Annotated in this window: 22 protein-coding genes and 1 pseudogene; 13 read left to right on the top strand and 10 right to left on the bottom strand. The window is 38.8% G+C overall.

The annotated features are described in order from the left end of the window. Positions 1-199: 199 nt before the first annotated feature. The 7 genes from FRZ54_RS07375 to FRZ54_RS07400 all read left to right on the top strand — a co-directional run bounded on the left by FRZ54_RS07375 (position 200) and on the right by FRZ54_RS07400 (position 9,304). Positions 200-1,306, top strand: a complete 1,107-nt coding sequence (locus tag FRZ54_RS07375; protein ID WP_147030989.1) for a glycosyltransferase family 2 protein — start codon at positions 200-202, stop codon at positions 1,304-1,306. A 115-nt stretch (positions 1,307-1,421) separates the two neighbouring features. Beyond that, complete coding sequence (gene yhhA / locus FRZ54_RS24950; RefSeq protein WP_377026817.1) at positions 1,422-1,610, top strand: YhhA family cyclophane-containing RiPP; 189 nt, start codon at positions 1,422-1,424, stop codon at positions 1,608-1,610. A gap of 68 nt (positions 1,611-1,678) precedes the next feature. After that, a complete protein-coding gene (gene yhhB, locus FRZ54_RS07380) occupies positions 1,679-3,862 on the top strand; it encodes a cyclophane-forming radical SAM/SPASM peptide maturase YhhB (protein ID WP_147030990.1) in 2,184 nt (727 codons plus the stop codon). Then, positions 3,825-4,826: a hypothetical protein gene (locus tag FRZ54_RS07385; RefSeq protein WP_147030991.1), complete on the top strand. Its 1,002-nt coding sequence runs from the start codon at positions 3,825-3,827 to the stop codon at positions 4,824-4,826. The genes yhhB and FRZ54_RS07385 overlap by 38 nt, the downstream gene beginning before the upstream one ends. A 2-nt stretch (positions 4,827-4,828) precedes the next feature. Next, positions 4,829-5,215, top strand: coding sequence for a GNAT family N-acetyltransferase (locus FRZ54_RS07390; protein WP_147030992.1), 387 nt, complete (start codon positions 4,829-4,831; stop codon positions 5,213-5,215). A gap of 144 nt (positions 5,216-5,359) precedes the next feature. Continuing rightward, complete coding sequence (locus tag FRZ54_RS07395) at positions 5,360-7,435, top strand: NAD(P)-binding protein (protein WP_147030993.1); 2,076 nt, start codon at positions 5,360-5,362, stop codon at positions 7,433-7,435. Positions 7,436-7,627: 192 nt separating this feature from the next. Continuing rightward, positions 7,628-9,304 (top strand): hypothetical protein, encoded by a 1,677-nt coding sequence (locus FRZ54_RS07400; RefSeq protein WP_147030994.1) that lies wholly within the window; start codon positions 7,628-7,630, stop codon positions 9,302-9,304. Between the two features lie 70 nt (positions 9,305-9,374). Here the strand turns inward: FRZ54_RS07400 and FRZ54_RS07405 are convergent, their stop codons facing one another. Both FRZ54_RS07405 and FRZ54_RS07410 read right to left on the bottom strand, forming a co-directional pair. Further along, the gene (locus FRZ54_RS07405; RefSeq protein ID WP_147030995.1) at positions 9,375-10,778 is read right to left on the bottom strand and encodes an argonaute/piwi family protein; all 1,404 of its coding nucleotides are present in this window, start codon (positions 10,776-10,778) and stop codon (positions 9,375-9,377) included. After that, a complete protein-coding gene (locus tag FRZ54_RS07410) occupies positions 10,778-12,511 on the bottom strand; it encodes an SIR2 family protein (RefSeq protein ID WP_147030996.1) in 1,734 nt (577 codons plus the stop codon). Before FRZ54_RS07410 ends, FRZ54_RS07405 begins: the two co-directional genes overlap by 1 nt. A 156-nt stretch (positions 12,512-12,667) precedes the next feature. Here FRZ54_RS07410 and FRZ54_RS07415 point away from each other — a divergent pair, with 156 nt between their 5' ends. The 5 genes from FRZ54_RS07415 to mobC (FRZ54_RS07435) all read left to right on the top strand — a co-directional run bounded on the left by FRZ54_RS07415 (position 12,668) and on the right by mobC (FRZ54_RS07435) (position 17,017). Then, entirely contained in the window at positions 12,668-13,003 is a 336-nt protein-coding gene (locus tag FRZ54_RS07415; protein WP_147030997.1) for a helix-turn-helix domain-containing protein, read from the top strand. Next, positions 13,003-13,239, top strand: coding sequence for a hypothetical protein (locus FRZ54_RS07420; RefSeq protein ID WP_147030998.1), 237 nt, complete (start codon positions 13,003-13,005; stop codon positions 13,237-13,239). The genes FRZ54_RS07415 and FRZ54_RS07420 overlap by 1 nt, the downstream gene beginning before the upstream one ends. Before the next feature lie 176 nt (positions 13,240-13,415). Further along, entirely contained in the window at positions 13,416-13,823 is a 408-nt protein-coding gene (gene mobC / locus FRZ54_RS07425) for a plasmid mobilization relaxosome protein MobC (RefSeq protein ID WP_147030999.1), read from the top strand. Next, positions 13,808-15,073, top strand: a complete 1,266-nt coding sequence (locus tag FRZ54_RS07430) for a relaxase/mobilization nuclease domain-containing protein (protein WP_147031000.1) — start codon at positions 13,808-13,810, stop codon at positions 15,071-15,073. The genes mobC (FRZ54_RS07425) and FRZ54_RS07430 overlap by 16 nt, the downstream gene beginning before the upstream one ends. 3 nt (positions 15,074-15,076) lie before the next feature. Then, on the top strand, positions 15,077-17,017 hold the full coding sequence (gene mobC, locus FRZ54_RS07435; protein WP_147031001.1) for a conjugal transfer protein MobC: 1,941 nt from the start codon (positions 15,077-15,079) through the stop codon (positions 17,015-17,017). Positions 17,018-17,125: 108 nt separating this feature from the next. Here the strand turns inward: mobC (FRZ54_RS07435) and FRZ54_RS24630 are convergent, their stop codons facing one another. The 8 genes and pseudogenes from FRZ54_RS24630 to FRZ54_RS07470 all read right to left on the bottom strand — a co-directional run bounded on the left by FRZ54_RS24630 (position 17,126) and on the right by FRZ54_RS07470 (position 23,999). Continuing rightward, positions 17,126-17,617, bottom strand: a complete 492-nt coding sequence (locus FRZ54_RS24630; protein ID WP_228462650.1) for a hypothetical protein — start codon at positions 17,615-17,617, stop codon at positions 17,126-17,128. A gap of 42 nt (positions 17,618-17,659) precedes the next feature. After that, positions 17,660-17,974: pseudogene (locus FRZ54_RS24955) on the bottom strand (ion channel); the annotation flags it as partial. Then, the gene (locus tag FRZ54_RS07445) at positions 17,955-19,028 is read right to left on the bottom strand and encodes a glycosyltransferase family 4 protein (RefSeq protein WP_147031003.1); all 1,074 of its coding nucleotides are present in this window, start codon (positions 19,026-19,028) and stop codon (positions 17,955-17,957) included. The pseudogene FRZ54_RS24955 and the gene FRZ54_RS07445, both read right to left, overlap by 20 nt. Positions 19,029-19,036: 8 nt before the next feature. Next, positions 19,037-19,987, bottom strand: coding sequence for a hypothetical protein (locus FRZ54_RS07450; RefSeq protein WP_147031004.1), 951 nt, complete (start codon positions 19,985-19,987; stop codon positions 19,037-19,039). Positions 19,988-20,137: 150 nt separating this feature from the next. Beyond that, entirely contained in the window at positions 20,138-21,157 is a 1,020-nt protein-coding gene (locus tag FRZ54_RS07455; RefSeq protein ID WP_147031005.1) for a glycosyltransferase family A protein, read from the bottom strand. A 30-nt stretch (positions 21,158-21,187) separates the two neighbouring features. Further along, positions 21,188-21,658 carry a hypothetical protein gene (locus FRZ54_RS07460; RefSeq protein WP_147031006.1) on the bottom strand — a complete coding sequence of 157 codons (471 nt, stop codon included), beginning with the start codon at positions 21,656-21,658 and terminating at the stop codon, positions 21,188-21,190. Positions 21,659-21,831: 173 nt separating this feature from the next. Further along, the gene (locus FRZ54_RS07465; RefSeq protein WP_147031007.1) at positions 21,832-22,830 is read right to left on the bottom strand and encodes an NAD-dependent epimerase/dehydratase family protein; all 999 of its coding nucleotides are present in this window, start codon (positions 22,828-22,830) and stop codon (positions 21,832-21,834) included. A 416-nt stretch (positions 22,831-23,246) separates the two neighbouring features. Then, a complete protein-coding gene (locus FRZ54_RS07470) occupies positions 23,247-23,999 on the bottom strand; it encodes a hypothetical protein (RefSeq protein WP_147031008.1) in 753 nt (250 codons plus the stop codon). A gap of 961 nt (positions 24,000-24,960) precedes the next feature. Here FRZ54_RS07470 and FRZ54_RS07475 point away from each other — a divergent pair. Then, complete coding sequence (locus FRZ54_RS07475) at positions 24,961-25,572, top strand: RNA polymerase sigma factor (protein WP_147031009.1); 612 nt, start codon at positions 24,961-24,963, stop codon at positions 25,570-25,572. Positions 25,573-25,605 lie beyond the last annotated feature (33 nt).

Here is a 25,605-nt window from a genome sequence, read left to right on the forward strand (position 1 = left end):
GTCGTTAAGGCGCAGGCTAACATAAGCTCAATCTGTAAAATTAACAGAAATTAAAGGGTTGAAGAGCTGCTTAAGAAATACAATTTAAGGATATAATTTTAGTAGACATCACGAGATGTCTATATTTAATCGAAATTTCAGAAACTTAAGCATAGCAATCTCATAGTATTTAGACCCTTATCATTTTATCTTCCCCTCTATGCAAATTATAATAGTAATGCCATGTTATAATGAAGAAGACAATCTTGTTAAAGCCTGTCAATCATTTGGATTTGGTATATCAGGCCAATCAACTCTCCATGATGTAATATTGATAATAGTTGATAACAATTCAACTGATTCAACAATGAAAGTCGCGAATGATATTAAAGAAAAGTCTTCGGATGGTAGTGTCTATGTGGTATTTGAAGGCGAACAAGGTTATGTTCCGGCTCGCCATCGGGGGAATCTTTTAGCGGTTACTATCGCTGAAAAACTTAACTTAAAAATCGAAGATGTCCTCATTCTTCAGGCTGACGCTGATACAATCTATAGTAATGGCTATGTTGATTTTATAAAGGCTGCAGCCCTTCAATATGGGCACAATTTTTTATTCGAAGCGTGCGTCAGCTATCCGCCGGATTTTTTGTCAGATTATGCCTCTTATTTTAATTTATGCAGTATTAGCGATGCTAAATATCAAAATCTTTTCGATTCAATAAATCATGACTATATCGTTGACGATAAGGTATCGGGTTATTGGTTAAGTGATTACATTAAATGGGGTCAGCATCAAAGAGAGTTTAATGCGAAAGGGCAAGAGATTTTTGCAGAAACAACAAGACTGTTTATCCGGGCGCAGGCAAAGGGTGCAAAAAGGATATGGGTTGATTCGGCTATTGCGTATCATTCTGGTCGTAAAATTTTAAAAGATTATTTATTCCATTTTGTAACAGCCGGATTTCCAAGAGAGCTTGACTGGAATGCGGACTGGAAATTGCAAAATGAGGGCAGAGATGTTATCATTGAACCACAAATACCCTTAAATACTGAAATTGAAAGTGCTGTTCTTAATTATCGTAATCTCCATATGATAGCCATATTTTACCTTTTGCCTTTTCACATTGAACAAACACTTGGAATTGATACTGATCATAGGTATCCAGAATTCAGGGAATTTGCGCAAGGACTTTTACCAAAAAGAAACGTAGATGATTTATTAAGTTCTCCTGGGATATTTCTGATGGACGTTTTTGAAGTCATTAATTCTCAAGGGGGGGAAATATTGGGTGAAGCAGATAAGATTGATTTTGAGAAATTTTGTTAATAAAGAACATTAATTCATAGTTTTAACATATGGGCTTTTTACCTTTGTCAGTTTATACTTTTTATTTCAAGAACAATATTATTATCTTTAAAAAATTTAACAATAAATTGCGACCATGAAACATAACACTACAGCCACTTCTCAGTCGTCTATCGTTAGCGCACCAGAGCTATTACCGAAATTACAACAAAATACTTCTGAGCACCCAGCGTTAAGCCGAATGCGCGCTAAAATGATGCAGGCTTCAGGCGTTCAGGCAATAACAGCATACGATAGGATGCACCACCGTCATAATCGTTCATAGACCAGTCTCCGAAGAGAATGTAGATACCAATCCATTTTCTTTTAATTATAAATTAACGACCTAATCTTATGCCTGAGTTACCGAACAACCCTACAGCACGTTGCTTCTTACTCAAGGTTGCTTCTCGTTGTAATATAAATTGCGACTACTGTTATATGTATAACCACCTGGACCAAGGGTGGAAATCACAGCCAAAATTGATGTCTGATAAGATTCTTCAGGCCGTTGCAGAAAGAATTAGAGACTACACAATTGAACAACAATTAGACCGGATAGCAATAGTTTATCATGGCGGTGAACCTTTGTTGATGGCGACGGAAAAACTGATCAATCATGCAGAACTACTAAAGAGTTTTCTGCCGGGAGTAGTTGTTGAATTTTCTTTACAAACCAATGGTGTCTTGCTAAAGGAAGATGATTTAATCCATTTTCAAAAATCAGGTATCCAAGTATCCCTAAGTTTGGATGGTCCCGCATCTGCAAATAATCGCCACCGGCTCGACCATAAAGGAAAGTCAAGCTATAGCGCCACCGAAAAAGCCTTGTCGCTACTGGAGAATTACCCAGAGGTTTTCTCAGGGGTAATTGCCGTTATAGACGCCGATAACTCACCCCTGGATCTTCTTAAATATTTTGCCGAACGGGATATTCCTCAATTAGACTTTTTGTTGCCAGATGCCAATTACTTGACCTTGCCACCAGGAAGATCCAAAGATCCAGAACGTTACCTCAGATGGTTAATAGAGTGTTTTGATATTTGGTTTGATAATTATTCCAACTTAAAAATAAGAACTTTTGATTCCATATTGGCTTCGCTAATGGGAGTGCCAAGTGAAACAGATGGATTTGGGTTTGGAGACGTTAGTTTAATTACCATCGAAACCGATGGCTGCTATCATGATCTTGACGTTTTAAAAATTACTGGCCAGGGTACTAATTTATCTAACGGAGATGTGCACTCCACTTCTATTTTCCAAGCCTTACAATCTGAACAGGTTAACAAACACAGGGTTTTGCTTACAAAGGAAGGATTAAGTGAGCAATGTCAAAATTGTCCGGTTGTAGACGTTTGTGGTGGTGGGGCTGTAGCTCACCGTTATGGTAAGGACGGCTTTTTAAACCCAAGTATTTATTGTATGGAATTAAAAGGTCTAATTGAACATGCAAATAAACGCGTAAATGAACAACTGCAGATCGAGTTTGAACGCCGAGAAGTAGGGTTAAAGGAGTTTGATACCGACCTTATAAATGAATATGAAACTCAGCCAGGAATTACTGGTGCATTCAGAACAATATTAGGATCATTTGAACAAAGCCAGACTGAAAAGTTCAAAAGTGTAATTGATCATATTTATAAAAATTCTTTGGCGTCTGCTATAAACCAGCTATATGATTTGTCCGACAAGGATTTTCAGTCTTTAGCTATTCAGCCTTCGATTGTAGCCTGGACAGAAGTTATGCAAAAACATATGGCAGGCATAACGGTGCACGATATCGACAGAAAAATCATAGCTCCGGAGCCCGAATATGTTTTACAAATTTTAGCGTTAAGTGAAACCCGATCCCCTTGGCCTTCTGTACAGCGGGAAGATCGTTGGTTACGTTTGCCTTTCGCTGACAAAATATATTTTGAGCCGGCAACAATTGCGGCAAACGGAAAACCAATTTTGGATGAAGCATTGAATCTGATTAATTCATGGAAACCAGAGTTGATTGGAGAAATGCAATTGTTCTCACCTGAAATACAATTTATACGTGACCCAAGTGCTCATCCAGATAAAGTGGTATCGTTTAGCGATAATAGCGTCCCTGGTGCTCTTTATGTCCAAGTCATGCGTGGAAATGAATTTATCGATCCAAGTGATTTAGCGGATTCAATTATTCATGAGCACCGTCATCAAAAATTATATATGCTGCAGCGAGTGTGTCCTATTGTACACGCCGATTACCCCTTAGTGGCTTCACCATGGAGGGAAGAATTGCGGCCGCCTACTGGTCTATTTCACGCACTATTTGTTTTTGTTGAACTTTTGGATTTTTGGACATTCCTTAAATTAAATGCTGATTCAATCTTAAAAGAAAAAGCAGATAAGGAAAGCCTTAGAATTAGCGAACAGTTAAGCAAAGGGTTTGCTGTTGTTGAATCCTGTGATCTTACCGAAGGAGGCCGTATCATTTTGACTTTATTAAATACCCGATTTAAGGCATTAATCAATGAAAATTACACTGCCTTTACGTCAGCTCCCTGTTAGTTCGATAGATCGGCATCAATTGCTTTCGGATTATTTTTCCGGAATGGAAATTGGCATTGAATTGCGTCATGATGTGGTTGAAATTTCAATTGATTGGCCGGCAATCGAATCTTTTTATATTGATCCCGATTTATTAGAAGGATTAAAATGGTGGCAAGAAGGTTGCAAAGTTCGGGATATTCCCTTTGCGGTGCGTCAAAATCCAAACTACCAATTATCTTTAAATGATAACTGGACATTATTTGCATGGAGTAAATGGTATGCAGAGCTTATAAAAAAGAAACCACGAACTGACGAGATTATTATTCTTCATGTAGATGACCACCGGGATTGCATGCCCCCACTTTTATTTCACCAAGATGATCATCAATATTTCGATCCTTTAGCTGAAAGTGAGGTGAACCTCGCCTCTCCGATATCTGTTGAGAACGCAATTAAAAGCGGTTCAATTGCAGTAGGAAGTTTTATGCCTTTGTTTTTTCATCAATTCTCAAAGTTGCAGTTCAGGCATCTGCTGCCCACTTATCGAATTCCACACGCGTACAAAAAGGGCATAATAAAAAAAAGCCTCACAAACGACGATCTACTGTGTCAAACCTGTGTTCGGCCCTCGTTGGGATTTGAATCCAATGAATTATCATCCGGTATCATCTATGATCCGACGGACGACTTAGCGGCGTTTTTATCTGAAATTCCAACTGACATTCCTATCTTGTTGCATGTTGATATGGATTATTTTAATAACCGTTTTGATGGTGACTCAGATTGGGAAGGTCATCGGTATATCCACAATCCAAGCAAAGCCAATGTTTTAAGGCGCGTGCGAGAGGTGTTTGTCGCAATTATGAATCAGATTCCAAAATCTCAACTTGAAGATATAACTATCGCGCTCTCGCCAGGATTTTATCCGGCAGATTTATGGAAGGAATCAATGGAGATAATTGATGAATTATTAAACGATTAGCTATGCAGAAGGTTAAGGCTGAACCAATAGACCCAAGTAAACTAACGCTAAAGGCGGGACAGGGACAAAATTTACATGACCATAATAGAGGTAAATATTGGCATATACATTTAGGGGATGTCCGTGTGGGAAAAATATACATTGATTTCCTCGAAAATGAAGTGCTCGGCAATCATCCATCAATCGATATTTTCATTAACAAAGAGTATCAGGGTCGACACATAGGACGATATGCTTATAATATGGCCTGTGAGCAAAGTGGTTTGAATAGAGTATATATGCATACACGCAAATCAAATATCGCATCAATTAGAGCAGCTGAAGAAGCTGGATTTAAAGAAGTAGTTGACAAAGTATTTCGGCAGGTAGTAATGGTTTGGGAAAAATAAACAGTAAATAGATATCTACCCTTTCTGAATTGTTGAAATATAATCTCTAAATGATTTCTAATGAATAAGTTGATGTGATTTATTGTGCTTTATTTTTTTACTTTTAATAATAAATACATATCTATGTAAACCTGAATTTTATTAATGAGTAAGACCGACCAAGAAAAAGCCTCAGAATATCTGGAATTATTTAGGATTACAGAATTCAAATTTATTATCGGGATTTTCGAAAGCGGCATTACGTTTTATAAGCAGCAAATCAGAGCATTAAATATTTTTGATGCGCTCAAGAAAACAGGAAAAATCCCCAGTGATAAAAACTTTACAATAGCGATTATTGGAGGAGGGATTGCTGGTTTAACATTTGCTGCTGCAGCCTTAAAGTCGAAGAATAAGGTTTATTTATTCGAGGAGGGTTCTCAAACATTAAATATACAAGCTGGTTGTACAAATAGAGATATCCATCCCTATTTATATGATTGGCCGGCAGAGAACGCTACCCAAACACGGACAAATTTGCCAGTATTAAATTGGCACCACGATACTGCAGCGAATGTTGTCAAATCTGTAAAAAAGGAATTTCAAGCAATTTTATTGAAAGCCAGGAAAGTTAACCCTGACTGCTATGAAGAACATTGTAACGCAAAAGAAATTAAAATTATAGAACGCGCTAGTGGGAAGCATTTTGAAATTGTCGGTAAAACGGAAAGTCGTTACGCTGTTCAAAATATAGATCTTTATGCAGACCTCGTTATTTATGCGATTGGATACGGAATTGAAAAAGGTGTCACAGCCAAGAATAAATCAGAATCGTACTGGAGAGATACGTCAATAAAGCAAGACGATCTTTCAAAAACAAATTATCTGATATCCGGTACAGGTGATGGAGCTCTTATAGATTTGTTTACTATACTCATCAGGGATTTTTCTTACGATTCTTTTTTGAATATTTTACACAGCAAGGCAGCCGGTAAGAAGCTATTAAAGCACCTTGTTGAGATAAGACGTAAAAGACTAACAGGTAAAAATTTGAATGATGATTTTTACCAGACAGAGTTTTCGGCAATTAATCCAAATGAATATTCTTATATAATTGATGAATATACAAGGAAAGAGTTTTTCACCAAATTGGATGCTTCAGTTAACGTTTATTTATTCGGCCTACAGGATAGGTTCAATCAAATATTGAATTATAAAAGAATCTCTTTAATAAATGCGTTTGTTGCCTATATTTTATACAAATACGACAAGTTCTTATATGATAAAAAATTGGACATTACTAATCCCAAGTTCGAAAATGTCCCTATAACAGGTGATTGTAAGATTATTATCAGGGAGGGAACAAATAAGAAAAATCTTTATCATAAGGCTAAATTTTCATTTACCGAGTACCGGCAGTTAGTTAAAATCAGGGCGTTACAGCGTAAAAGTGCTGAGCATGGCATGATTCAAATAAATTGGGATGAAGATACCTTTAACACCTATTTTAATGAGAAAAAGAGACAGCATCATTTATCAAGATACACAAAATCTATTTGCTCTGTTTTTGTAGACATATTAGGCAGCTCCATTTCCGAACATTATAAGGATGAAAAAAATTTACGGGTAACCATTCATAGAGTATTGAGTATAGATACCAAACTATATTATCAAATGCTGACCCCTTACTTCCAAATCCAAGAAGATGGCAGGAAAAACAATAAAGTTGGAACAGTTTATAAAATTGACAAGGGCAATGTAGGTTATTCAATCAGAACAGGTCTGCCTCTTTGGGTGAAAAATATTGATGACGACCTATTTAACGCCTTGATGACTAATTTAAATATTGAAAAGAAATATAATTTTAAAAGCTCTCCGAAAACCATTCTTACGATCCCGATCGTTGCCAAGTATAAAGGCGCGAAAACTGGAACTACCAAACCTTATTATGCTTGTAACTGTGTCATTTACATGGATTCAAGTGATGATAGCTTTTTTGATAGTTCAGTGATTCAAAATATGATACTTAAAATTTGTGAAACTTTTATAAATACTTTGAAGGTAGAAATGGTAAATGAAGATATACAAATGGCAGCCGTTGATTTTGAGCCTTTAAAATTCAATCGGGGAGAAGACATTGTGAATAAATGTATAATGGACCTGCAGGACTTCGCTTATTTAACAATACCTAATCGACAACTGGAATTAGATAAATATTCTTCGTTTGAAATGGTTCTTTAAATATTACTCGGCCCGACCAGACCATGATTCACAATGGATTTATTCCGATCCGGAGCAATAAAGCAACAAACCCATTTATCCGTTCTAAAAACATTCGCAATTGTAGCCAATATCTATCCTGATCCGAGAGGAATAATCCTTCAAAACCTGCTGAATGAGCACTTTCCCATTTATAATTAAATTTCATCACATATGGTCACCAAGAAGAAATTTCTCATAAAAAGCGCAGAAGATGTGCTCAATATCCTGCGCAAGAATAAAAACGTATTTGTCTTCTCTGAGTGCGAAATCAACGTCGGTATCAATGTATATGAGATTATAAAAGATAACCCGGTCGAAGGCATAGAGATTATCTTGGGAATGAATGAGATTCAGCAAACCGATTTAATGTCAGCACGCATAACCCCGGGCCTATACATCACTAATTTGAAATTTACCAAATCTTTTGGCGTTTTCAACTCTCTCCTAAGCGGCCCCGTTCTAATTAACAATGTAATTTTTGAAAAGGGGTTGCAATTTCATCATAATGAATATAGAGAACGTGTGAATTTTACGGAGATCGATGTTAAAGGCGAGGCTTCTTTTGTAAGTACCCTTGCGCGCAGCACATTTACCGTAACAAAGTCTATGCTTCCTTTGATGAAGCCGGGTTTCAAATATTCTTTATTTGAACAAGACGTTTTTCTATTTGATTCGCAGTTTCCAAAGGGTCTGGACTTGAGTTCTTGTCACTTTAAAAAAAAATTGGAAATCAGCCATGGCCAGTTAGCGGGCGTTGTAGATGTATCTCATTGTCGTGTTGGTCATTTTGTCCTTACCGGTGCTTTTAAGGGCGATAAGCCCATCATGATAAACGATCTCAATGTAGGCGATACGGTTTTTGAACAACAGGTACAATTACATAATCTAAGCCTCACAGGCACGCTTCGTGGAACGAGAGCTGTTTTTGAAAAAGAGTTGTATATCGACCACAGTGTATTCAATAGCCATGTGCGTTTTCCAGCAGTCACCGCCCAAGGGATTGTCATGGTCGAGCATTGTAAGTTTGAACAGGATCTAAGCTTTTCTCATGGTTTATTGGAAAAGGCTTTATCATTTACCGATACGGCCTACAACGGAAGTTTATGGTTTACCGGGGCAAAGATTAATGACAACATTTGGATCGGTGCCAATCTCCGGGCCGAAAACGCGGTCTCTTTTCAGGGCACAATTGGTTTCGAAGCCAGCAATATTTCTGCTAACTCCATCGTACGGATATTTCACATTAACACCGTTAATAACGTTCAAGGAAAACTTCAGATGCAAAGTGCTTTAATTAAGGGCCTGATGGATATAAGAAATGTTTACTTAAAAGAGATTAGTCTGGATGGAACAGTAGTGACCGGCAACTTACAAGCTAACGGCACGCTCGCACCTTTCGTAACTGACTGGCACGGTGCCCGGTTGCTAAAAAATGAAGCCAAAAAAATCAACAATAGCATTTCTGCCTTGGCCTATTATCGCCGCGAAATGGAACTACACGCGAAGGATTTGCATTTTCGTCAAACAGGTGACTGGCTTTTATTAAAACTTAACGCCTGGTCCAATCGGTACGGCACCAGTTGGCTGATAGGGTTAAGTTTTACGGTTGCAACCGGATTTGTTTGCTTTTATTTCTTTACATTAAGCGTCCACAATTTCCGTTTTGTTCAGCCGGACTGGCCAGGTTTTCTACAATACTTTTGGTTGCCTAATGGTCTTGACGGATTGATTAATACCAATCATACCGTCAACGGTGGTTTTATCGGAGCGTTATTCTTTCTGTTAGGGAAAATTTTGATTGCTTATGGTATCTATCAAACCATAGCGGCATTCAGAAAATATTTATAGAGAAATTGGATATTATTTTCATTTGAAGATCAGGAATTTTGGAGCCGGAGGCACTACAACTGCTTTATGATTACATAAAATACTTGAATTCGTAAGGCTTATTTACCAATTGATTCATCCTTTTAATGGTTGTCGCAAGTACTTTCGCATACCCCAGGGTAACGGGAAGCCTGTCGTACATAGCATCATGGTTCCAATTCATTTTGGTTAAACCCATAATAGCCTGACAGTTTCTGTCCCAGCCACCTTCTCCAGCAAATCGTCTTATCATTAATGGCGATGGGATATTTTTCCCTTCCTTGAAAAAGTTTTTGCCAGATAACAGAATATTACCTTGCGTCCATAACAGCACTTCCTGAGCGCCGGTCTGTAAGTAAGCGCCTCTGTCTAATGGATACATATCGGGTTGCTTAAATTTCCCTTTTTCAATATATTTTATTCCACGCCAATTGGTATCTTGAACTACCTGTAATAATTCAAGATTGATGTTGCCGGGAATTGCATCAAATGCTCCGTCGATCTCATTTTGAGTGAATTGTGATGTTTTATGTACAATTAATCGAGAAGGACGTCTCCCCGCATGTTTTCTTTGATACAATTCAAGGCTTCTGGACATCAATCGCCTCATTTCCGCCCGGGATAAGAAAGGATTTTCCCCCTTTACACTTTCGATTTCTGCGGCATCGTATGCAATGAATTCGAGACCGGTTCCGTCCCCGTCAAAGACTTGACTGCAGCAAGTGGTATATTCGAATTTACTGGTATGGGTATTCATTCGCATAGCATAGCTTAATCCAATAAAAGCGGAGTTTTGATCTAAAGAAGTAAGTTTCCAAGGTATCCCGCCGGCCTTTACATACAATGCAATGGAGAGGCGCCACATAACGCTGCACCTGCATTTGTATTTGATAGCACTACCTTCACGTACAACCTGAGTAGCTATGTTTTGCATCGCTGCTGTTGCTTTGATGAAGTCATGCAGGTCAAAACTGGTTTCGAGATTTTCAAACCCAGGCGACCACGTTTCGGGAAGATATATCATTAACACATCGAAATCAAGTTTTCGCCCAGCCATTTCTCTAATCGCCCTGCCGATTGTTTCACTTAATGAAAGATAGGGTTCAATACCCGCTTTAAAAGCATCCTCTTTTTTTAAGGCGATACAGGTAGTCATCGCTGCCAGCTCGACCTTTGTTTTAAAAATCTTTTCAATTCCGTCAAAGACTTCGAGATAAGCTTTACGTTCCTGGGGCATGTGGCTCCCGTGAAGCTCGCGTACTAGGTTTTCAAGGATTGGATAAGTACCCTCCGGATAGATGGCGGCAACTCGTATTTTGGGAAGGTTATTTAATTTGTATGAGTAAGGACCAAACGTTTTTAATCCCTTTAATGGATGGGTTTCTATTCCACCTGAAAATGCTTCAAAAGACAATTTTGGTTCAGGAATTACCTGATAGCCTGGAAATTCTGCCATTAGTAAGATCTTGAATATGCTGTAGTTTGTGCTATCTCGAATGTTGGGTTAACACCTGGTGTCATGGACGAAAATGTGCTGACTTTTACAACCTTTTCATCCCCAAAAATTATTTTGAGCCATCCGTTTAAAATAGTGTCAAATTTAGTATTGAACCACCTTGCCGTCGCTTCTTTTACAAAAGGTGCAACAAGTTTTTTTTCAGTTACGTCTGAAGTCTTTGCGACAATAATTGTTGGCATCAACTGCAGCAACGGCTTGTTTAGTAGATAATGAATGTTTACCTCCAGTGCGACCGTCCACAATAATTTTGTTCGAGGGATATAACCGGTAATTGAACTTTCAAGGGCTTTGCTCAGCTGAATGAAATTTGCGTCATTAATCTTTTTGGGATCGGGTATAATTAACTGTCGCTCTCTTTTTCTTAAATATCTTAAGGGTTTATTATTAATGATCGCTTTTGCCAATGCAGTAACCATCAATTCTTTTGTTGACGAATCATCATACATCAAATCTTTTGAGGTGATTTGGTATAGATCCATTTCGAAGTCCCCATAATGCTTAAAGCAGCTTAAAAAATCGTCATCAGACCCAAATCCGATTATACCCGCTTTTTTTCTGACAGCCAGCAAATTGCTTTTTTGCTTCTTAATAACTTCCCTAACTTCTTTCATGTTTCCGGCTTCACATCTATACAGTCGGGCCGTCGCCGGATACTGCGTGATTTCCAGTGCGTTCAATCGGATGAGGGGGTATCGCTTACCTGGAATTGGCAATGGTTGATTAACCAATTGATGAGTTACGGTTAGTGGGCCAAGATCTTCAGATGCAATAGTATCAAACCCTTTTATGATATCTGCCCAAGCGGTGTCAAAGTTTTCGATCTCAACGAGTTCTGCATGTTTATTACAGGCTATGGCGGCATTTATCAATGCTTCCACTTCGGGTAGTGGTTTACTTCCTGCACGGATGAACCAAAAAAGCCCTCCTGGAAATGAGCTTGAAATTTTAAGCGCCTCATGTAAAACATCCATAACAGATGAATCCCTTCCACTATAACCCATCACACATAACCCTTTTGTGTTTATCGTTAAAGCTAAAATCTCTCGCAATTTTTGATCTTGGGTTTGGAGTTCCTCGGACGTGTTTTTAAGCTTAGTAGAAAAATAATCCCCATGAAGCTTTACTATAATCGGACGTTTCCCTGATTGAAGAAATCGCATTCCATTCTCTCCGCTTTCAATATCAGCAGCATACCAATCTTCTAATTTGCTGAATTGGCCGGCAGCCGTATTTTCAAACGCTTTGTCAAAATTGGTTGTGAAAATGATATTGATAAAACGGTGTTTCATCAATATACCAATAACTTTATGGCCATAGGTAAGCTGCATGCCACTTGTTTGCTGTCCTATATACTCACTCCGATCCACAGGTGAGGCGAAAGCACGCTCGAAATAATAGGAATATTCTTCTACGCTGTCTACAGGCGGGCATTCTACCTGCCCATCAAAAAAAGCCTGGATCTGTTCCCGTATGGCGGGGTCAGTTAAATTACTAAAAAGCAATAAAGGGTATGATTGTTCAGCGCAATAAATTCGCCTTTTAAAATCCCAAATAAGGTCATAGGCGGATGGAACACCTGCCGAAACAGAACTTCCCGCGCCGAAGAACCAAGCTAGATTATTAGCTCTTAGCGGGAAAAACTTTACAAATTCTGATAAAGGTATAGCCAATTGTTTAGAGTTGGTTTCGGATGTCGCAATATAGCGATAACTGGTAAAAGTTAAATGTTAATGCAACTATTCCGTCAATTTCTCTCCGACCTCTAACCCCGTCGGACATTCCCCATCTCTCAATCTCCCACCTTTGCCCCATCAATCCCAAACAAGATGAGTGCAACAGAACATAAACAAAAACTCGGCGGCCACACACAATTATTCGGCGAACAGTTAGTTACCCTCAAAGACCTCGACAATTTTAAAAACGACCTGCTATCCGAAGTCAAAAGGACAATCAGAGAAAGCGCTGGCCAGCCAACCAAACGCTGGCTCAAAACCAACGAAGTCAGGAAGATCCTTGGCATATCAATCACCACGTTATTGACTTTGCGCATCAATGGCGTCCTGCCCTATTCCAAAATCGGCGGGGTGCTTTATTTCGACTATGATGATATCCTGAAGGTAATGGAAGAGCGCAAGGTTAATCATGGTCATGCAGTACGCTAATGGGCAGCCACCAACAAGCAGGTTTAGGCGACCAGGTGCCGCCTGTATGGGAACATGTGCTGATCTTTTTCGACCAGGCTGGTTTACCTGAAACCGAAGCAAGGCGGTTTTATCAGCACTATCAGGAGATGCAATGGCAGGGCCTAAAAGGCGGTTTGATCCGCAACTGGAAAACCAAAGCGCAGGAATGGATATGGGAGATCAAACTGCGAAACCCATATCTGCGGATCAAATAATAAAACAATTAACCAAAGACAACCGAAGGCAAGAGGCAAGTCCGCCAGGACGCAAAACGCCGCATCAGCGCGTTTAGCGAGATGTATTTTTGATTACATCAAAAAATAATCTCGCCCTGCGGGACCCGCCAAAATGCTCCAGAGTCGCATTTTTCAAACCGGTAAAATAACCAAGAATGGGTAGGAAGAAAGCAGCTAAGCCGAACGAAATGCTGACCGAAATCATCATGCTCAGGGTGACAAAAGCCACTTACGATAAGCTCGAAAATATCAGGTCAAAAAGCGATTGCCGGACCATTCCCGAGGTAGCTCGTAGGATCATCAACCTGGAGAAGATCATCTTTTTTAACAAGGATGCTTCGATGGATGCGCCCATGGAAATCCTGATCAGCATACAAAAAGAACTGAAAGCCATAGGCGTCAACATCAATCAGGTCACCCGGAATTTTAATAGCATGACCGGCGAACGGCAGCGCTGGTACCAGATCAAACGCGCCGCACAATATTACAGCCAGGTGGATACCAAAGTCAGCCTGCTTTTAACCATGATCTCCCAACTCGCGAAAAAATGGTTGCAAAAATAACGACCGGCAAGACGATCCGGGGTATCCTGAACTACAACGAAAACAAAGTGAAGGAGAGCCAGGCGCAATGCATAGGGGCAGGTAGTTATGGCATTGAACATGAAGAGCTAAGTTTTTACCAGAAGCTGAACCGCCTGGAGAACTTGCAGGAAAAGAACAGTAGGGTAAAAACGAATTCCGTACATATCTCGCTCAACTTTGATCCATCCGAAAAATTAAACAAACCACTACTCGCTGAGATTGCCAGTCGATATATGGAAAAGATCGGCTTCGGCAATCAACCGTACCTGGTTTACGAACACCGGGATGCGGGGCACCCTCACGTGCACATCTTGACGACAAATGTGCAGGAGAACGGTAAAGCGATCAGCCTGCATAATATCGGAAGGGGGCGGTCAGAACTGGCAAGAAAAGAACTGGAGATAGAATACGGCCTTATACAGGCCGAAAGCCGTTCCCAAAAGCAGATGCAAGGCCTCAAACCTTTTCAGATTGAAAAGCTGCAATACGGGCAGACTGAAACCAAAAGGGCGATTACCAATATCGTCAACACCATTGTCCGCCAGTACAATTTCACGTCTTTAACAGAATTCAACGCGGTATTAAAACAATACAATGTCATAGCTGACCGGGGCTATGAGCACACACGGATGTATCAGGGTAAAGGCTTAGTATATAGTGCTGTCGATGATCAGGGAAAAAAACTCGGTGTATCGATCAAGGCCAGTGCCATTTATAATAAGCCTACCTTAAATAACCTGGAAAAGCGATTCCTGAAAAATGAACAAGGGCGCAAATTGTACAAAGAAATGCTTAAAGAACGCATTGATAAAGTATTAAACAGCTCTCCAAAGTTAAGCAGGAATGACCTGGAGCATCTATTAAAGAACGAAAACATCAAAGTTCTGTTCCGGGAAAATCAGCAGGGCAAGATTTATGGTATCACTTATATCGATCAATATAAAAAATCGGTATTCAATGGCAGCGACTTGGGGAAAGCCTATGCAGCTAATGCGATCACCGAACGACTCGTTACCATTGATCAATTGAAACATCAACAAGTGATGCAGAACCAAAATCGACAAACTCAGTTAACCGGACCAATCACTCAACAGGGCGAACACACTAACCTTAATCAGCGAATATTGGAGGATTTACTGCAATCCCGGCGGCTCGATAACTACGTCCCCGGGCAGTTGCCTAAAAAGCAGAAGCGCAAAAAGAAAAGGGGACAACAACAAAGATTTTAAACTATGCAAACCGGTGAAAACGAACATGGCCTGCGGCGCATTATTGATTTTACCAGGCTGTTAAGCCTGCTCATATTGGTGATACATTTTTATCTGACATGTTACGCCGCATTTCAGGGATGGCATTTAACTGCCCAGCTGGCGGATCATATTATAGAAAGTTTTATTAAGATGTCCGTTTTTAAAAATGGCACGACAACCAAAACGATATCGTTGGCCTTGTTAGCAGTGTCATTGGTCGGCACCAGGGGGCGGAAGGAAGAAAAGATCAAGTTGAGCAATGCAGTGGCTTACATCGGCCTGGGATTATTGCTATTCTTTGGCAGTTGGCTTTTGCTTATGCTGCGAGGTACTGTCACATTTCGGGCTGTCATTTACATATCTGTTACCGGCCTGGGTTATGTCCTGATGCTCACAGGCGGCACGCTCATTTCGCGATTGCTGAAATTCAAATTTAAACAGGATGTTTTCAATAAAGTGAACGAGACCTTCCCGCAGGAAGAAAGGCTGCTTGAAAATGAGTATTCGATTAACCTGCCGGCACGATACAGCTTAAAAGGGAAAATCCGCAAAAGCTGGATCAATATCATCAACCCGTTCAGGGGTACAGAAGTTTTGGGCACGCCGGGCGCGGGGAAAACCTATTTTGTGATCCGGCATGTCATCAGTCAGCATATCCGCAAGGGATTCAGCATGTTCATTTATGATTTTAAATACCCCGACCTGACCAGGATCGCTTATAACACCCTGTTGAATCACCCGAAAGGTTATCAGATCAGACCGCAATTTTACGTCATCAATTTTGACGACCTCTCCCGTTCACACCGCTGCAATCCACTGGACCCAAGTACAATGGAAGATATTACGGATGCCATGGAAGCCGCCAGGACGATCATGATGGGCTTGAACCGGGAGTGGATACGCAAACAAGGTGACTTTTTCGTGGAGTCACCGATCATTTATGTCACTGCGATGATCTGGTATTTAAAAAAGTATAAGGGCGGTAAATATTGCACGCTACCGCATGTGGTGGAGCTGATGCAGGTGGAATATGCCAAGTTGTTCGCAGTATTGAAAAAGGAAAGAGAGATTGACGCGCTCATCAACCCTTTTATTTCCGCTTACGAGAACGACGCGATGGATCAACTGGAAGGACAGATTTCAGGCGCAGGCATCGCGATGGCCAAATTAGCATCGCCGCAATTGTACTATATATTGTCTGGCAACGATTTTACATTGGACCTGAATAACCCGCAAGAACCCAAATTGATTAGTCTGGGGAATAACCCGCAAAAGCAACAGGTCTATGGCGCGGTACTTTCGCTTTATATTACCAAAATGATTAAGCTGGTCAATAAACCGGGTCAGCTAAAATCCAGTCTGATCTTCGACGAGTTTCCGACGATCTATTTTAACGGCATTGATACGCTGATGGCAACGGCGCGTTCCAATAAAGTGGCGACCACTTTAGCGGTGCAGGATTACAGCCAGCTAAAACGCGACTATGGCAAAGAGCAGGCTGATGTGGTCATGAATTTACCCGGTAATATTATCAGCGGGCAGGTTGCCGGCGAAACCGCCAAGGCATTATCCGAGAGTTTCGGCAGGATCATACAGGACCGGCAAAGCACATCTATCAACAGCAGCGACACGTCAGTGAATTATTCGGGGCAACTGGATGCGGCTATACCTCTATCGACAATTGCTTCCTTATCATCAGGAGAGTTTGTCGGAATCGTGGCGGATAATCCTGATCAGAAAATCACCTTAAAGGCTTTTCACGTGGAAATCGTTAACGATCATGAAGCTATCCAAAAAGAAGAAGCGAAGTATCGGGATTTACCAGTATTGAGATCTGTGACCCATGATATGGTATGGGCTAATTATTTAAGAATCAAAATGAATATTGAGGGATTGATTTTGGAGGAATTGAAATTAGCCTAGCCGACTTCCTGACAAAGTCAACAGCCGATAATGCCAAACGATAATCTCTAAAAACAATGCATTTGCGACAGCGCAATATTCAATCGGGTCAAATGAAAAATGTATTGTTCAAAGCGTTTTGAATTCATTTACTTTTTCAAAATCCATAGGTTCGATGCTATTGAAATTTCTCCATTTAAAGTTAAAGGTATTTCTACCCCTATTCTTAGCATTAACTGGATTAAACCAATGACCAAATTTTAAGTTTTTTGACGAAAAGCATTTCAGAAAAGTAACCGGGGTACCGTTCCTTTGATCAATTCCCGTAAATAAAAAGCGAATTAAAATTTCTTCATCATTATTGATAACATCCTGCAATTTTCTAAGCAAGCGTAAATTGATTTTTTTTGTTAAGTCAATATCAACGTACCATGTCTTCACTAATAAAGTAAGATTCTCAGCTACTTGAATAAAAATTTTGTCGCGGTGTCGATCATCGGGGTTTAATAACTCGATGGATGCCTTGCAATTGATGACTTCGGCACCTCTGTTTCCAACCCTTATAGAAAACCAAAACTTGTCATAAATGAATCTTATGAAACAATCTTCTGAAGTGAACACATTTTGGGGGCGTTTAATGAAAAGATAAACTAAGAACCCCGAATAAATACTGGTATATATCGTAGATGTTATCGATTGGAAAAATAATATTGTTTTGCCAACGGGTAGGCATGGTAAGATATCACCATATCCAATTGTATGAAAAGAAACAAGGCTAAAATAAAGACAATCAAAAAAGCTAATGCTAGTCGCGGGTTTATTTTGAGTTGAGCATAAACTATTAGTATAAAAGTACAGCGAAGCAAAAATTAGTAAAAAAAAGATGTAAATAAACAGAGCAACAACTATGAAAGCTATAATGATTTTAGTTCTTGTCCCGCAAACATATTTGACCAATTTATTCATGCTGTTTCTCATTTGAATTCAATAAGGCTAATCGATCTATTATTTGAGGTATAATCGCTTTGAGCCTAAATTTCTGTGAGTTAATTTCAGCGAGATTTCCTAATATATCAATTCTCCGTCTATTGTGGTATAGATCAGAAATTTCTTTAAGCCATCTTTCTTTATCTGTATGTTTTTTAATTAAGATTCCTCCGTTGGATACAGACTCAAATAGCCCCCCAATTGCGCTGGCGATTGTTGGTACATGACATAATCCTGCCTCCACGGGTATTCTACAGAAAGGTTCATCCCATTGTGAAGGTGCAATCACAAATTTTGTTTCAGCATATACCCTCTTCATTTCTGTACCAAAAGGCAAAATTTTGACATTTTGAAGCCTAGTTAATAAACTACTATCGCTTCGCCACCCGTTGACCACTTGAAAAGGTATCGAAGGGAGTTTTTGACAACATTCCAAGAGTATATCCGAGCCTTTTTCAACCGTAGGATTAACCATAGTCACGTACACTGGATTAACCTTGTTAGATTTGTAAATAACTTCATCTACCACCGGATAGATCACTTGTGAAGGAATGTTATAGCGGGCTTTAAAATAGTCAGATACAAAGCTGGAATTGTAGAAAATGTATCCCGGACTTTCCTCTAAAGACTTAAAATTTTCAATTGCGCAATCATGAATATATAAGATGCACCTAATCGCATATTTTTTTACAAGTCGTATTATTTTTTCAGAATCTTCTTGTTGTGTTATAACAAAGTCAGGCGTGTAATCTCTAATTATTCTGCTTAGATAATTTTCGAAGAAATCAGATTTTATCAAATGATTATCAAATTCCGTTTCGAAAACTATCTCGTTGACAGATTTCGTGTATGGATGGTCGTGTAATTTTAAGTTGGATTCAATTTCTTTAAGTGTTTTTCTGCCTAATTCAGGATCTAATTTACCGACAGCTTTGCATTCAAGTCCATATCTTTTTAGTCCCGACAACATTTGGGCCGCAGTTGTTCCATCCCCTCCACGAAAAAATGGATATAACGATCTACCGGTAGCAAAAAGGATTTTCATAGCAAAATCTACATTTTAACATGAACACTTTCGCTTTTAACTCTTTTTAAATCATTCCAATTTAATGACGTTAAGAGAATGAGCGCTTCTTTAAAGTTGATATCCATCTTGTTTTTAGTGAGGCTTAAAAGCTTTTTTTTTCCAATGCCCTCGGGTAGACTCAAATACCTTGCAGCCACTAAGGAAAGACTGGGTTTCGTTAACTGTTCTACTTGGTGGTTTTTTATGATTTCTGTTGCAATACCCAGGAATCTGCTATTGAGCCTTTGCTGCGATTTTAAGTAAAGTTTGTTTCTATAAAGAAGTAGAATAATTGATTTGATCGTTTCAGCGTGCCAACTTTTTAATGAAAATCTGATCGTGTCTTTATGAGGTCTTTCATCGTGCAATGCAGCCGTAGATTTTCCAATCAGGTAACCAAACGATATTTTGAGTTCCGACATGGTTAGAAAAAATGGAACATTTTCCCAAACAGTAAAACTTTCAAGCCAAGGTTGGTATGGAAAATTCCTATACAACATGGATTTTTTAAGAAAGAAAGCGCCTCTTAAAAGCTTTGTTACCAATAAGCCGTTGCGATACTGATTATTATTATAATCTCCCTTGTCAGGCATAATAATTAGGTCTGAGCCCGAGTCCAGATATTTGTTTGCTTTCGCAAGGCAAGCAGCATGCTTACCTCCAAAATAAGAAAATAACGGAGGGGCCAGCGCTCCGATGTTTTTATTGCGAGTCAAGGCCTCGTGGCATTCAACCAGCGTTTGTTTATTGATATAAATATCGGAGTCAAGAAGCATCACCGATTTCACCGTTTCCGGGATCGCCGCAACGGAAAGATTTCTAAGCTGTGATTGATTTTTAGAAGGGCAATGTGCATATAGCAGATTGAATAATTGCTTTTTGCTTTCAACAAATTTTACCAGCAGGTTTTTTGTACTGTTGTCAGGAGAACTATCCATGACTATAATTTGTACACTCTCATCGAAAAACAGAATAGAGGAATACAAGCATTGCAGGCAAATCATAAGACGATCGCGCCTGTTAAAAGTTGAAATTACGACGGTTAAAACCGGTTCATCCGAAATATGATAAATTGACTCGAACATACCTCATACAGATTGTCTCGTAAAATAATCCCGGAGGTGCAAAAGTCCAATAACAACTTGCGCCCGTACACCTTTAACAGTCATTGGACCGACGCCCATCATCAGATCTTGGTTGCCGATGGTATTATTAGAGCCGGACATACTGTTCAAATGAAATGTTTTCACTAAACACGGCGTGTCCAAAGCGATGATCTTTAATTTACGCTTAAAGCAATAAGCCATTATCCTTTGGTTTAACGCGTCATCCTCCATTGTAAACTCATCAGGGTAATAAAAATAGGGTAGAAAGTTGCAATCGACAATTGCTGCCAAATTTTGCGGGCCTGTTTCAAATTCATCCTTTAATGTAGGTACCATCGGAAAAGCGCTATTGATTTCTCTGGGAATAGTATTTTGAGTTATTATTATCCCATTGTTGTCTTCGTAATTTGTAACCGCAAATCCATGGGTAATTACAGACCTATGCCTTCTCGAAATAGTATAGAGATTTTTTAAAACATACTCATTATGAATATAATCATCCGAGTCAATTACCCAATAATATTTTAATCCCGTTTGCTTTTTTAGAAATGCGTAAGCAAAGGCAAGACCCCGGTTCCTGCTGGGAGAGGCGTATCCAAAAGGCGCAGAATATTTTAAATAGATTATATTTAAATCTGTTTGATAACTCGCTAATAGTTGGGCCGTGGCGTCCGTTGACCCATTGTCAATAATGATCCAACAAATATTACCAGGAAATTTTTGATTTATAATACTTAAAAATAGTTTTTCAATTGTATGGGCACGGTTAAAAGTGGCGGTAATTATTATAATATCAGCTTTTATATTCTTTAGTTTTTCTAAATTCAGTTTATGAAAATACTGATCCAGAAAACGCGATCTGTATTCATCAAGGAATAATTTTCGGACGAAACTTTGATCTATTTTTTTTTTGCTGGTGTAATAGCTTAATCTAGCCCGCTTAAATGTCTCCGGGTTTTGGGCATAGAAATATTGAGGATGACAAGTCAGGTCAGGGTACACATATTAAATTTATTAATAAATTTAATATTATCAGGCAGCTCTAAGTATTTTTTGTCGCAGCTTGTTAATGTTTTGATAATTATCAGTGTAAAATCGCAGTACATCAGGGGACGCAACTCGAACTATCTGTTTTGTATCTGTTGTATAGCATATCGGTTTAATCGCTGGCCATGTTAATTTATATTCGCCCCAAAACCAGCTTACAAATTCTTTTTTCTCTTGCTGGATTAATATTATTTCTATCATCACTCCGTCCAACATAAAGGCCCTTTTATGTAGATAACGCTTTGTGGTAATTTCAAGAATGTCGCTATTTTCGTTTATAAATTTGTCAACAAGCCTGAAATCTTTGTTAATGAATAGCAGGTCGATGTCTTTATGACTTTTTGGGGAAATCATTCTGGTCAATTCCTGCGCCCACCCACCGAATAAAATTGTTGATATACCCGATTTGGTTAATCTTTGGATGATTTTATTAACGAATGGTAAATTATTAGTCATTCAAATTCAGAATGGGCTAATATAATATTCAACTTGAGATGGGTTTTTGATTAGTTTTTAACATCTAAACAGAGAGTCAAAATTCTTTTAAAAAAAGTCTTTACAGATAATTGAGGAAGGTATATTCATCTGTTGTCCTGTGGAAAAGATTACCTTCGAGGTTTTACTATAGGCTATTTTTTGCCCCAATTACGATTAAGCCTAAACCAGTCATTTGTTATAACTAAGCCTTCTTTTATAAAAATATCGGGCTTGTATCCAATCAATATACTCGCTTTTTCAATACTTGCATGGTTGTGTTCAATATCCCCTTTTCTTGCAGCTTTGTAAATGGGACTCGTTCCGGCATTATTGATGTTTTTCACAATTTGCCACAGTTCATTTAGGGTAGTACTCTCTCCGCAAGCTATATTCAAAACTTCATGTTTTACATTCTCTCCACTCAATAAACCTTTAATATTTGCTTGAACAACATTTTCAATGTATGTAAAATCTCGGCTTATTCCTCCGTTGCCATAAACAATAGGCCTTTTATTAGCCAATGCTGCATTTATAAACTGCGGGATTACCGTAACATATATGCCTCGATTATTTTGATATGGGCCAAATACATTAAAATATCTTAAACCTATCGCAGCAAATTCAGAAATATCTGCGACTAATTCAGCGTACAATTCGTCAATATATTTTGTTAATGCGTAAGGCGATATTTGCTTATCGATAACATTTTCAAAATTGTTACGTGATTTACAGTTCCCATAAACACTTGAACTCGAAGCATAAACCAGTTTTTTTACGCGCGCATCATTAGCTGTGAGCAGTATATTTAAAAATCCGTTCACGTTTACTGAGGTAGTTTTGATTGGATTTTTAAAGGATCTCGGCACAGACCCTAGTGCAGCATTATGCGAAACATAGTCAATATTTGCGATGGCTTTTTTACAAATGTTCAAATTCCTTATATCGCCAGTTATTAATTCGAAATTTGGCAGTTTGATAAAGTCATTGATATTTTGGATATAACCCGTACTGAAATTGTCCAAAACCCTGACCATTCCCGCATTATTATTTATAAGATACCTGACAATATTTGAACCGATGAAACCAGCACCTCCGGTTATTAAAAAGCTACTATTACTAATATCCGACGAACGAGAGGCAAAATTGCTCATTATGAGAGGGTTTAGGAACCGCCGTGATTACGTCATGGGTTCAATATCCAGTTGCAGGGCTTTTGAATACTTGAGCACCACGAAAAACCGAAATCAGCGGTACTATTGATCCCATTGTAATGTGATGTTGAGGGTATTTCTTCTAGTTTACTTTCCTTTATTTGGAGAAGGGTAATTATCATGATCTCGCAGCGTGTTAAGCATTTAGGAATAAGCTAATTGGCACTAATGTATATACAATAAATTATTATTTTACACCGTGTTTTCACGGTATTTTAAGAAACAGAATGAAACTGCACCGTATATGATATAAGCATTTAAAATTCGCCCCTTGTGAAAAACCTGCATTGGCGCAGCTATTTTATTGACCTTATCTGTGATACTGCCGCTCTAGGCTAACCGAAAAAACTGTCTGATTATAGAGATTGGGTACTGAAACGGCGTTTAAACTCAGTTTTGTCCCATAAATTCAAATAATTATAATTAATTGCGCAGGCACACCAGTAGATAGTATTTTGATGTCTTGTCAATACGTTAATGTGGCCGAGACCATTTTTATTTAGTGCATCCTTAATGGCATTTCTCGCATAATCACCGACATACACTTCATCCCCATTTCCAATTGTTACCGGTATCTTCGGCTCATCAATCCCTATTGAGTCCAGGAATTTATTAAGCTTTATTTCTCTGCCGGGGTTTCTAACTGTAAACATTATTTGGGAATCCAGCTTTTTCCCGGTTAAATAATCATTTTCCAATTCTTCCAATGACTGGTAATAGCGTTTTTCAGGAGGTAAGCGATCATTCCAATACCAGGGGTTAGTCTTTGTTACATGTATATGCTGTACTGTCTGGGACGCAAGAAGCTCAAGTTTTAGCCTGAACAACACTGGCCCATATTTGTTCGCCCTTGAATACTTCTTATGAAGATCTACGCCATCAAGAAATACGCAGTCCCATACGTCATATTTCTTGTCCTCCGCATCGGACTTTTGGGGGCTTTGTAATAATCCATCACTTTCAACCTGGTGTCTCGATAACAAAGCTTTTTCCTTTATAAATGTCAGGCAGGTCAGGACGGTATTAGCATGATATAAAAATTCAACTCCTTTCTTTTTTAATATCGCGTAAACGCCTTTGCCGGATAATTTATAATCATCAATATTCATTAATAACGGTGAGTTTAGGTTCGTAACTGGTGTTTATAAATCAAATAAAAATAAGAAGATCCGCATTTAATATCATAGGGTGTTTTAACGGTATTTTTACTCTATGTTTATCCGATTATGCAATTTATCTTTTTGGACACATTTGCTTTATCGCAACTTACTAAAGATCACTATAAGGAATTAAATGACTATCTCGAAATCCATCAGTTACACCTTGTTATTTCATCATTTCAGTTGATAGAATATCACAGTCCGGTAATCATTAGTGGTGACCGGACCGATCGTGCGATACAATTGTTGTCTGTTAATCCTTTTGTGATCGTAAATCAAAATGATATCTATAATTTCGAAGAAGCGCGTTACCCCTCTATTTTAACGCGACTACCATATAAACTACGATCAGAGGACATTTTTGCAAACTTGCCTTTTCTGGTATGAATATGTAGTAGCAAAGAAAATGGTCAAGCCTTCAGACGAAGGAGATATTTTCCACGCCATGCTATTTCCATATTGTTCCGTCGTGGTTACCGATAAGTCAAGAGTCGATACTTTGCAACAAATTCAAAAGAAGGAGGATTTATATACAGATATAAAATTTTTAAATATCAAGGATTTTATCAAAGAACTAAAAATCATTAACTGATCGTGACAGACACGGTGAAAGCCGAAAAACGAAAGCCCCTGACACTCGCTGTTGGGGGCTTTCAACCTAAACCTTATCACAAATGGCTGATAGAGTATCAACCAAATAGTAAACGGCAAGATAGTAATTTCTAATAAATACTGAAAAACGGCTGTCTGAATAAACAAGTTGCCAATGAGTATAAGAATTGATAAAATGGATAGTCACGGTTAGTCCGTCTACAAAATTCTTTTCCTGTTTCATACCAATTTAATTAGCAAACCTTTATGTTCGTATTAAATTCGTTAAATTTGATACAGCTATACGCTGAGCAAAGTGATGGAACCGAAGGCTACATATTCCCCCGAGGCAGAGCCTCAACTGCTACTACAAGCTGCCCAGGGCGGCAGGGAAGCCTATGCAGTGCTTTACCAATACTATCTTCCCCGACTATATAAATATCTTTATGGGATTATCCGCTCAAAAGAAGAAACTGAGGAGATTCTTCAAGATATCTTTTTAAAGCTTTGGGAAAAGAAAGAGGATCTTTCTACCGTCAAAACGCTTAACAGTTACCTGTTCCGCATTGCCCGCAACAAGCTGATGAATCACTATGACCATCAAAAGGTCAGGCAAAAAGCCGCCGATTATATCGGGCAACAAGATGAGACAAGTGGCTGCACTGCGGAAGATCAGTATATTTACAAGCAATACAATGAGGTCGTTCAAAAAGCCCTCAGCTCCCTTCCACCCAAACGCCGCCAGGTATTTGAAATGAGTACACAACAGGACCTCTCCTATGATCAGATTGCTGAAGAATTGAATATTTCCAAGTCAATGGTCAAAAAGCAGTTTTATGCGGCTAATTCCTATGTCAAGGAATACCTGCAATTACATGCGGGTCTAACCACTTCTATCGCCATTGCCGCAGGCGCATTATTCATCAAATAAACCGCAAAAATATTTTTTCAAAACGGGGTATCT

Source organism: Mucilaginibacter ginsenosidivorans, assembly GCF_007971025.1.
GTDB classification, from domain to species: domain Bacteria; phylum Bacteroidota; class Bacteroidia; order Sphingobacteriales; family Sphingobacteriaceae; genus Mucilaginibacter; species Mucilaginibacter ginsenosidivorans.

Bases quoted from the DNA above. Each gene is read 5' to 3' on its own strand.
- FRZ54_RS07385 (WP_147030991.1), top strand. From the start codon at position 3,825: ATGAAAATTACACTGCCTTTACGTCAGCTCCCTGTTAGTTCGATAGAT.
- FRZ54_RS07390 (WP_147030992.1), top strand. From the start codon at position 4,829: ATGCAGAAGGTTAAGGCTGAACCAATAGACCCAAGTAAACTAACGCTA.
- FRZ54_RS07470 (WP_147031008.1), bottom strand. From the start codon at position 23,999: ATGAATATTGATGATTATAAATTATCCGGCAAAGGCGTTTACGCGATA.
- FRZ54_RS07465 (WP_147031007.1), bottom strand. From the start codon at position 22,830: ATGAGCAATTTTGCCTCTCGTTCGTCGGATATTAGTAATAGTAGCTTT.
- FRZ54_RS07415 (WP_147030997.1), top strand. From the start codon at position 12,668: ATGAGTGCAACAGAACATAAACAAAAACTCGGCGGCCACACACAATTA.
- mobC (WP_147031001.1), top strand. From the start codon at position 15,077: ATGCAAACCGGTGAAAACGAACATGGCCTGCGGCGCATTATTGATTTT.
- mobC (WP_147030999.1), top strand. From the start codon at position 13,416: ATGGGTAGGAAGAAAGCAGCTAAGCCGAACGAAATGCTGACCGAAATC.
- FRZ54_RS07475 (WP_147031009.1), top strand. From the start codon at position 24,961: ATGGAACCGAAGGCTACATATTCCCCCGAGGCAGAGCCTCAACTGCTA.
- FRZ54_RS07445 (WP_147031003.1), bottom strand. From the start codon at position 19,028: ATGAAAATCCTTTTTGCTACCGGTAGATCGTTATATCCATTTTTTCGT.
- FRZ54_RS07420 (WP_147030998.1), top strand. From the start codon at position 13,003: ATGGGCAGCCACCAACAAGCAGGTTTAGGCGACCAGGTGCCGCCTGTA.
- FRZ54_RS07375 (WP_147030989.1), top strand. From the start codon at position 200: ATGCAAATTATAATAGTAATGCCATGTTATAATGAAGAAGACAATCTT.
- FRZ54_RS07400 (WP_147030994.1), top strand. From the start codon at position 7,628: ATGGTCACCAAGAAGAAATTTCTCATAAAAAGCGCAGAAGATGTGCTC.
- FRZ54_RS07450 (WP_147031004.1), bottom strand. From the start codon at position 19,987: ATGGATAGTTCTCCTGACAACAGTACAAAAAACCTGCTGGTAAAATTT.
- yhhB (WP_147030990.1), top strand. From the start codon at position 1,679: ATGCCTGAGTTACCGAACAACCCTACAGCACGTTGCTTCTTACTCAAG.
- FRZ54_RS07405 (WP_147030995.1), bottom strand. From the start codon at position 10,778: ATGGCAGAATTTCCAGGCTATCAGGTAATTCCTGAACCAAAATTGTCT.
- FRZ54_RS07395 (WP_147030993.1), top strand. From the start codon at position 5,360: ATGAGTAAGACCGACCAAGAAAAAGCCTCAGAATATCTGGAATTATTT.
- FRZ54_RS07430 (WP_147031000.1), top strand. From the start codon at position 13,808: ATGGTTGCAAAAATAACGACCGGCAAGACGATCCGGGGTATCCTGAAC.
- FRZ54_RS07460 (WP_147031006.1), bottom strand. From the start codon at position 21,658: ATGACTAATAATTTACCATTCGTTAATAAAATCATCCAAAGATTAACC.
- yhhA (WP_377026817.1), top strand. From the start codon at position 1,422: ATGAAACATAACACTACAGCCACTTCTCAGTCGTCTATCGTTAGCGCA.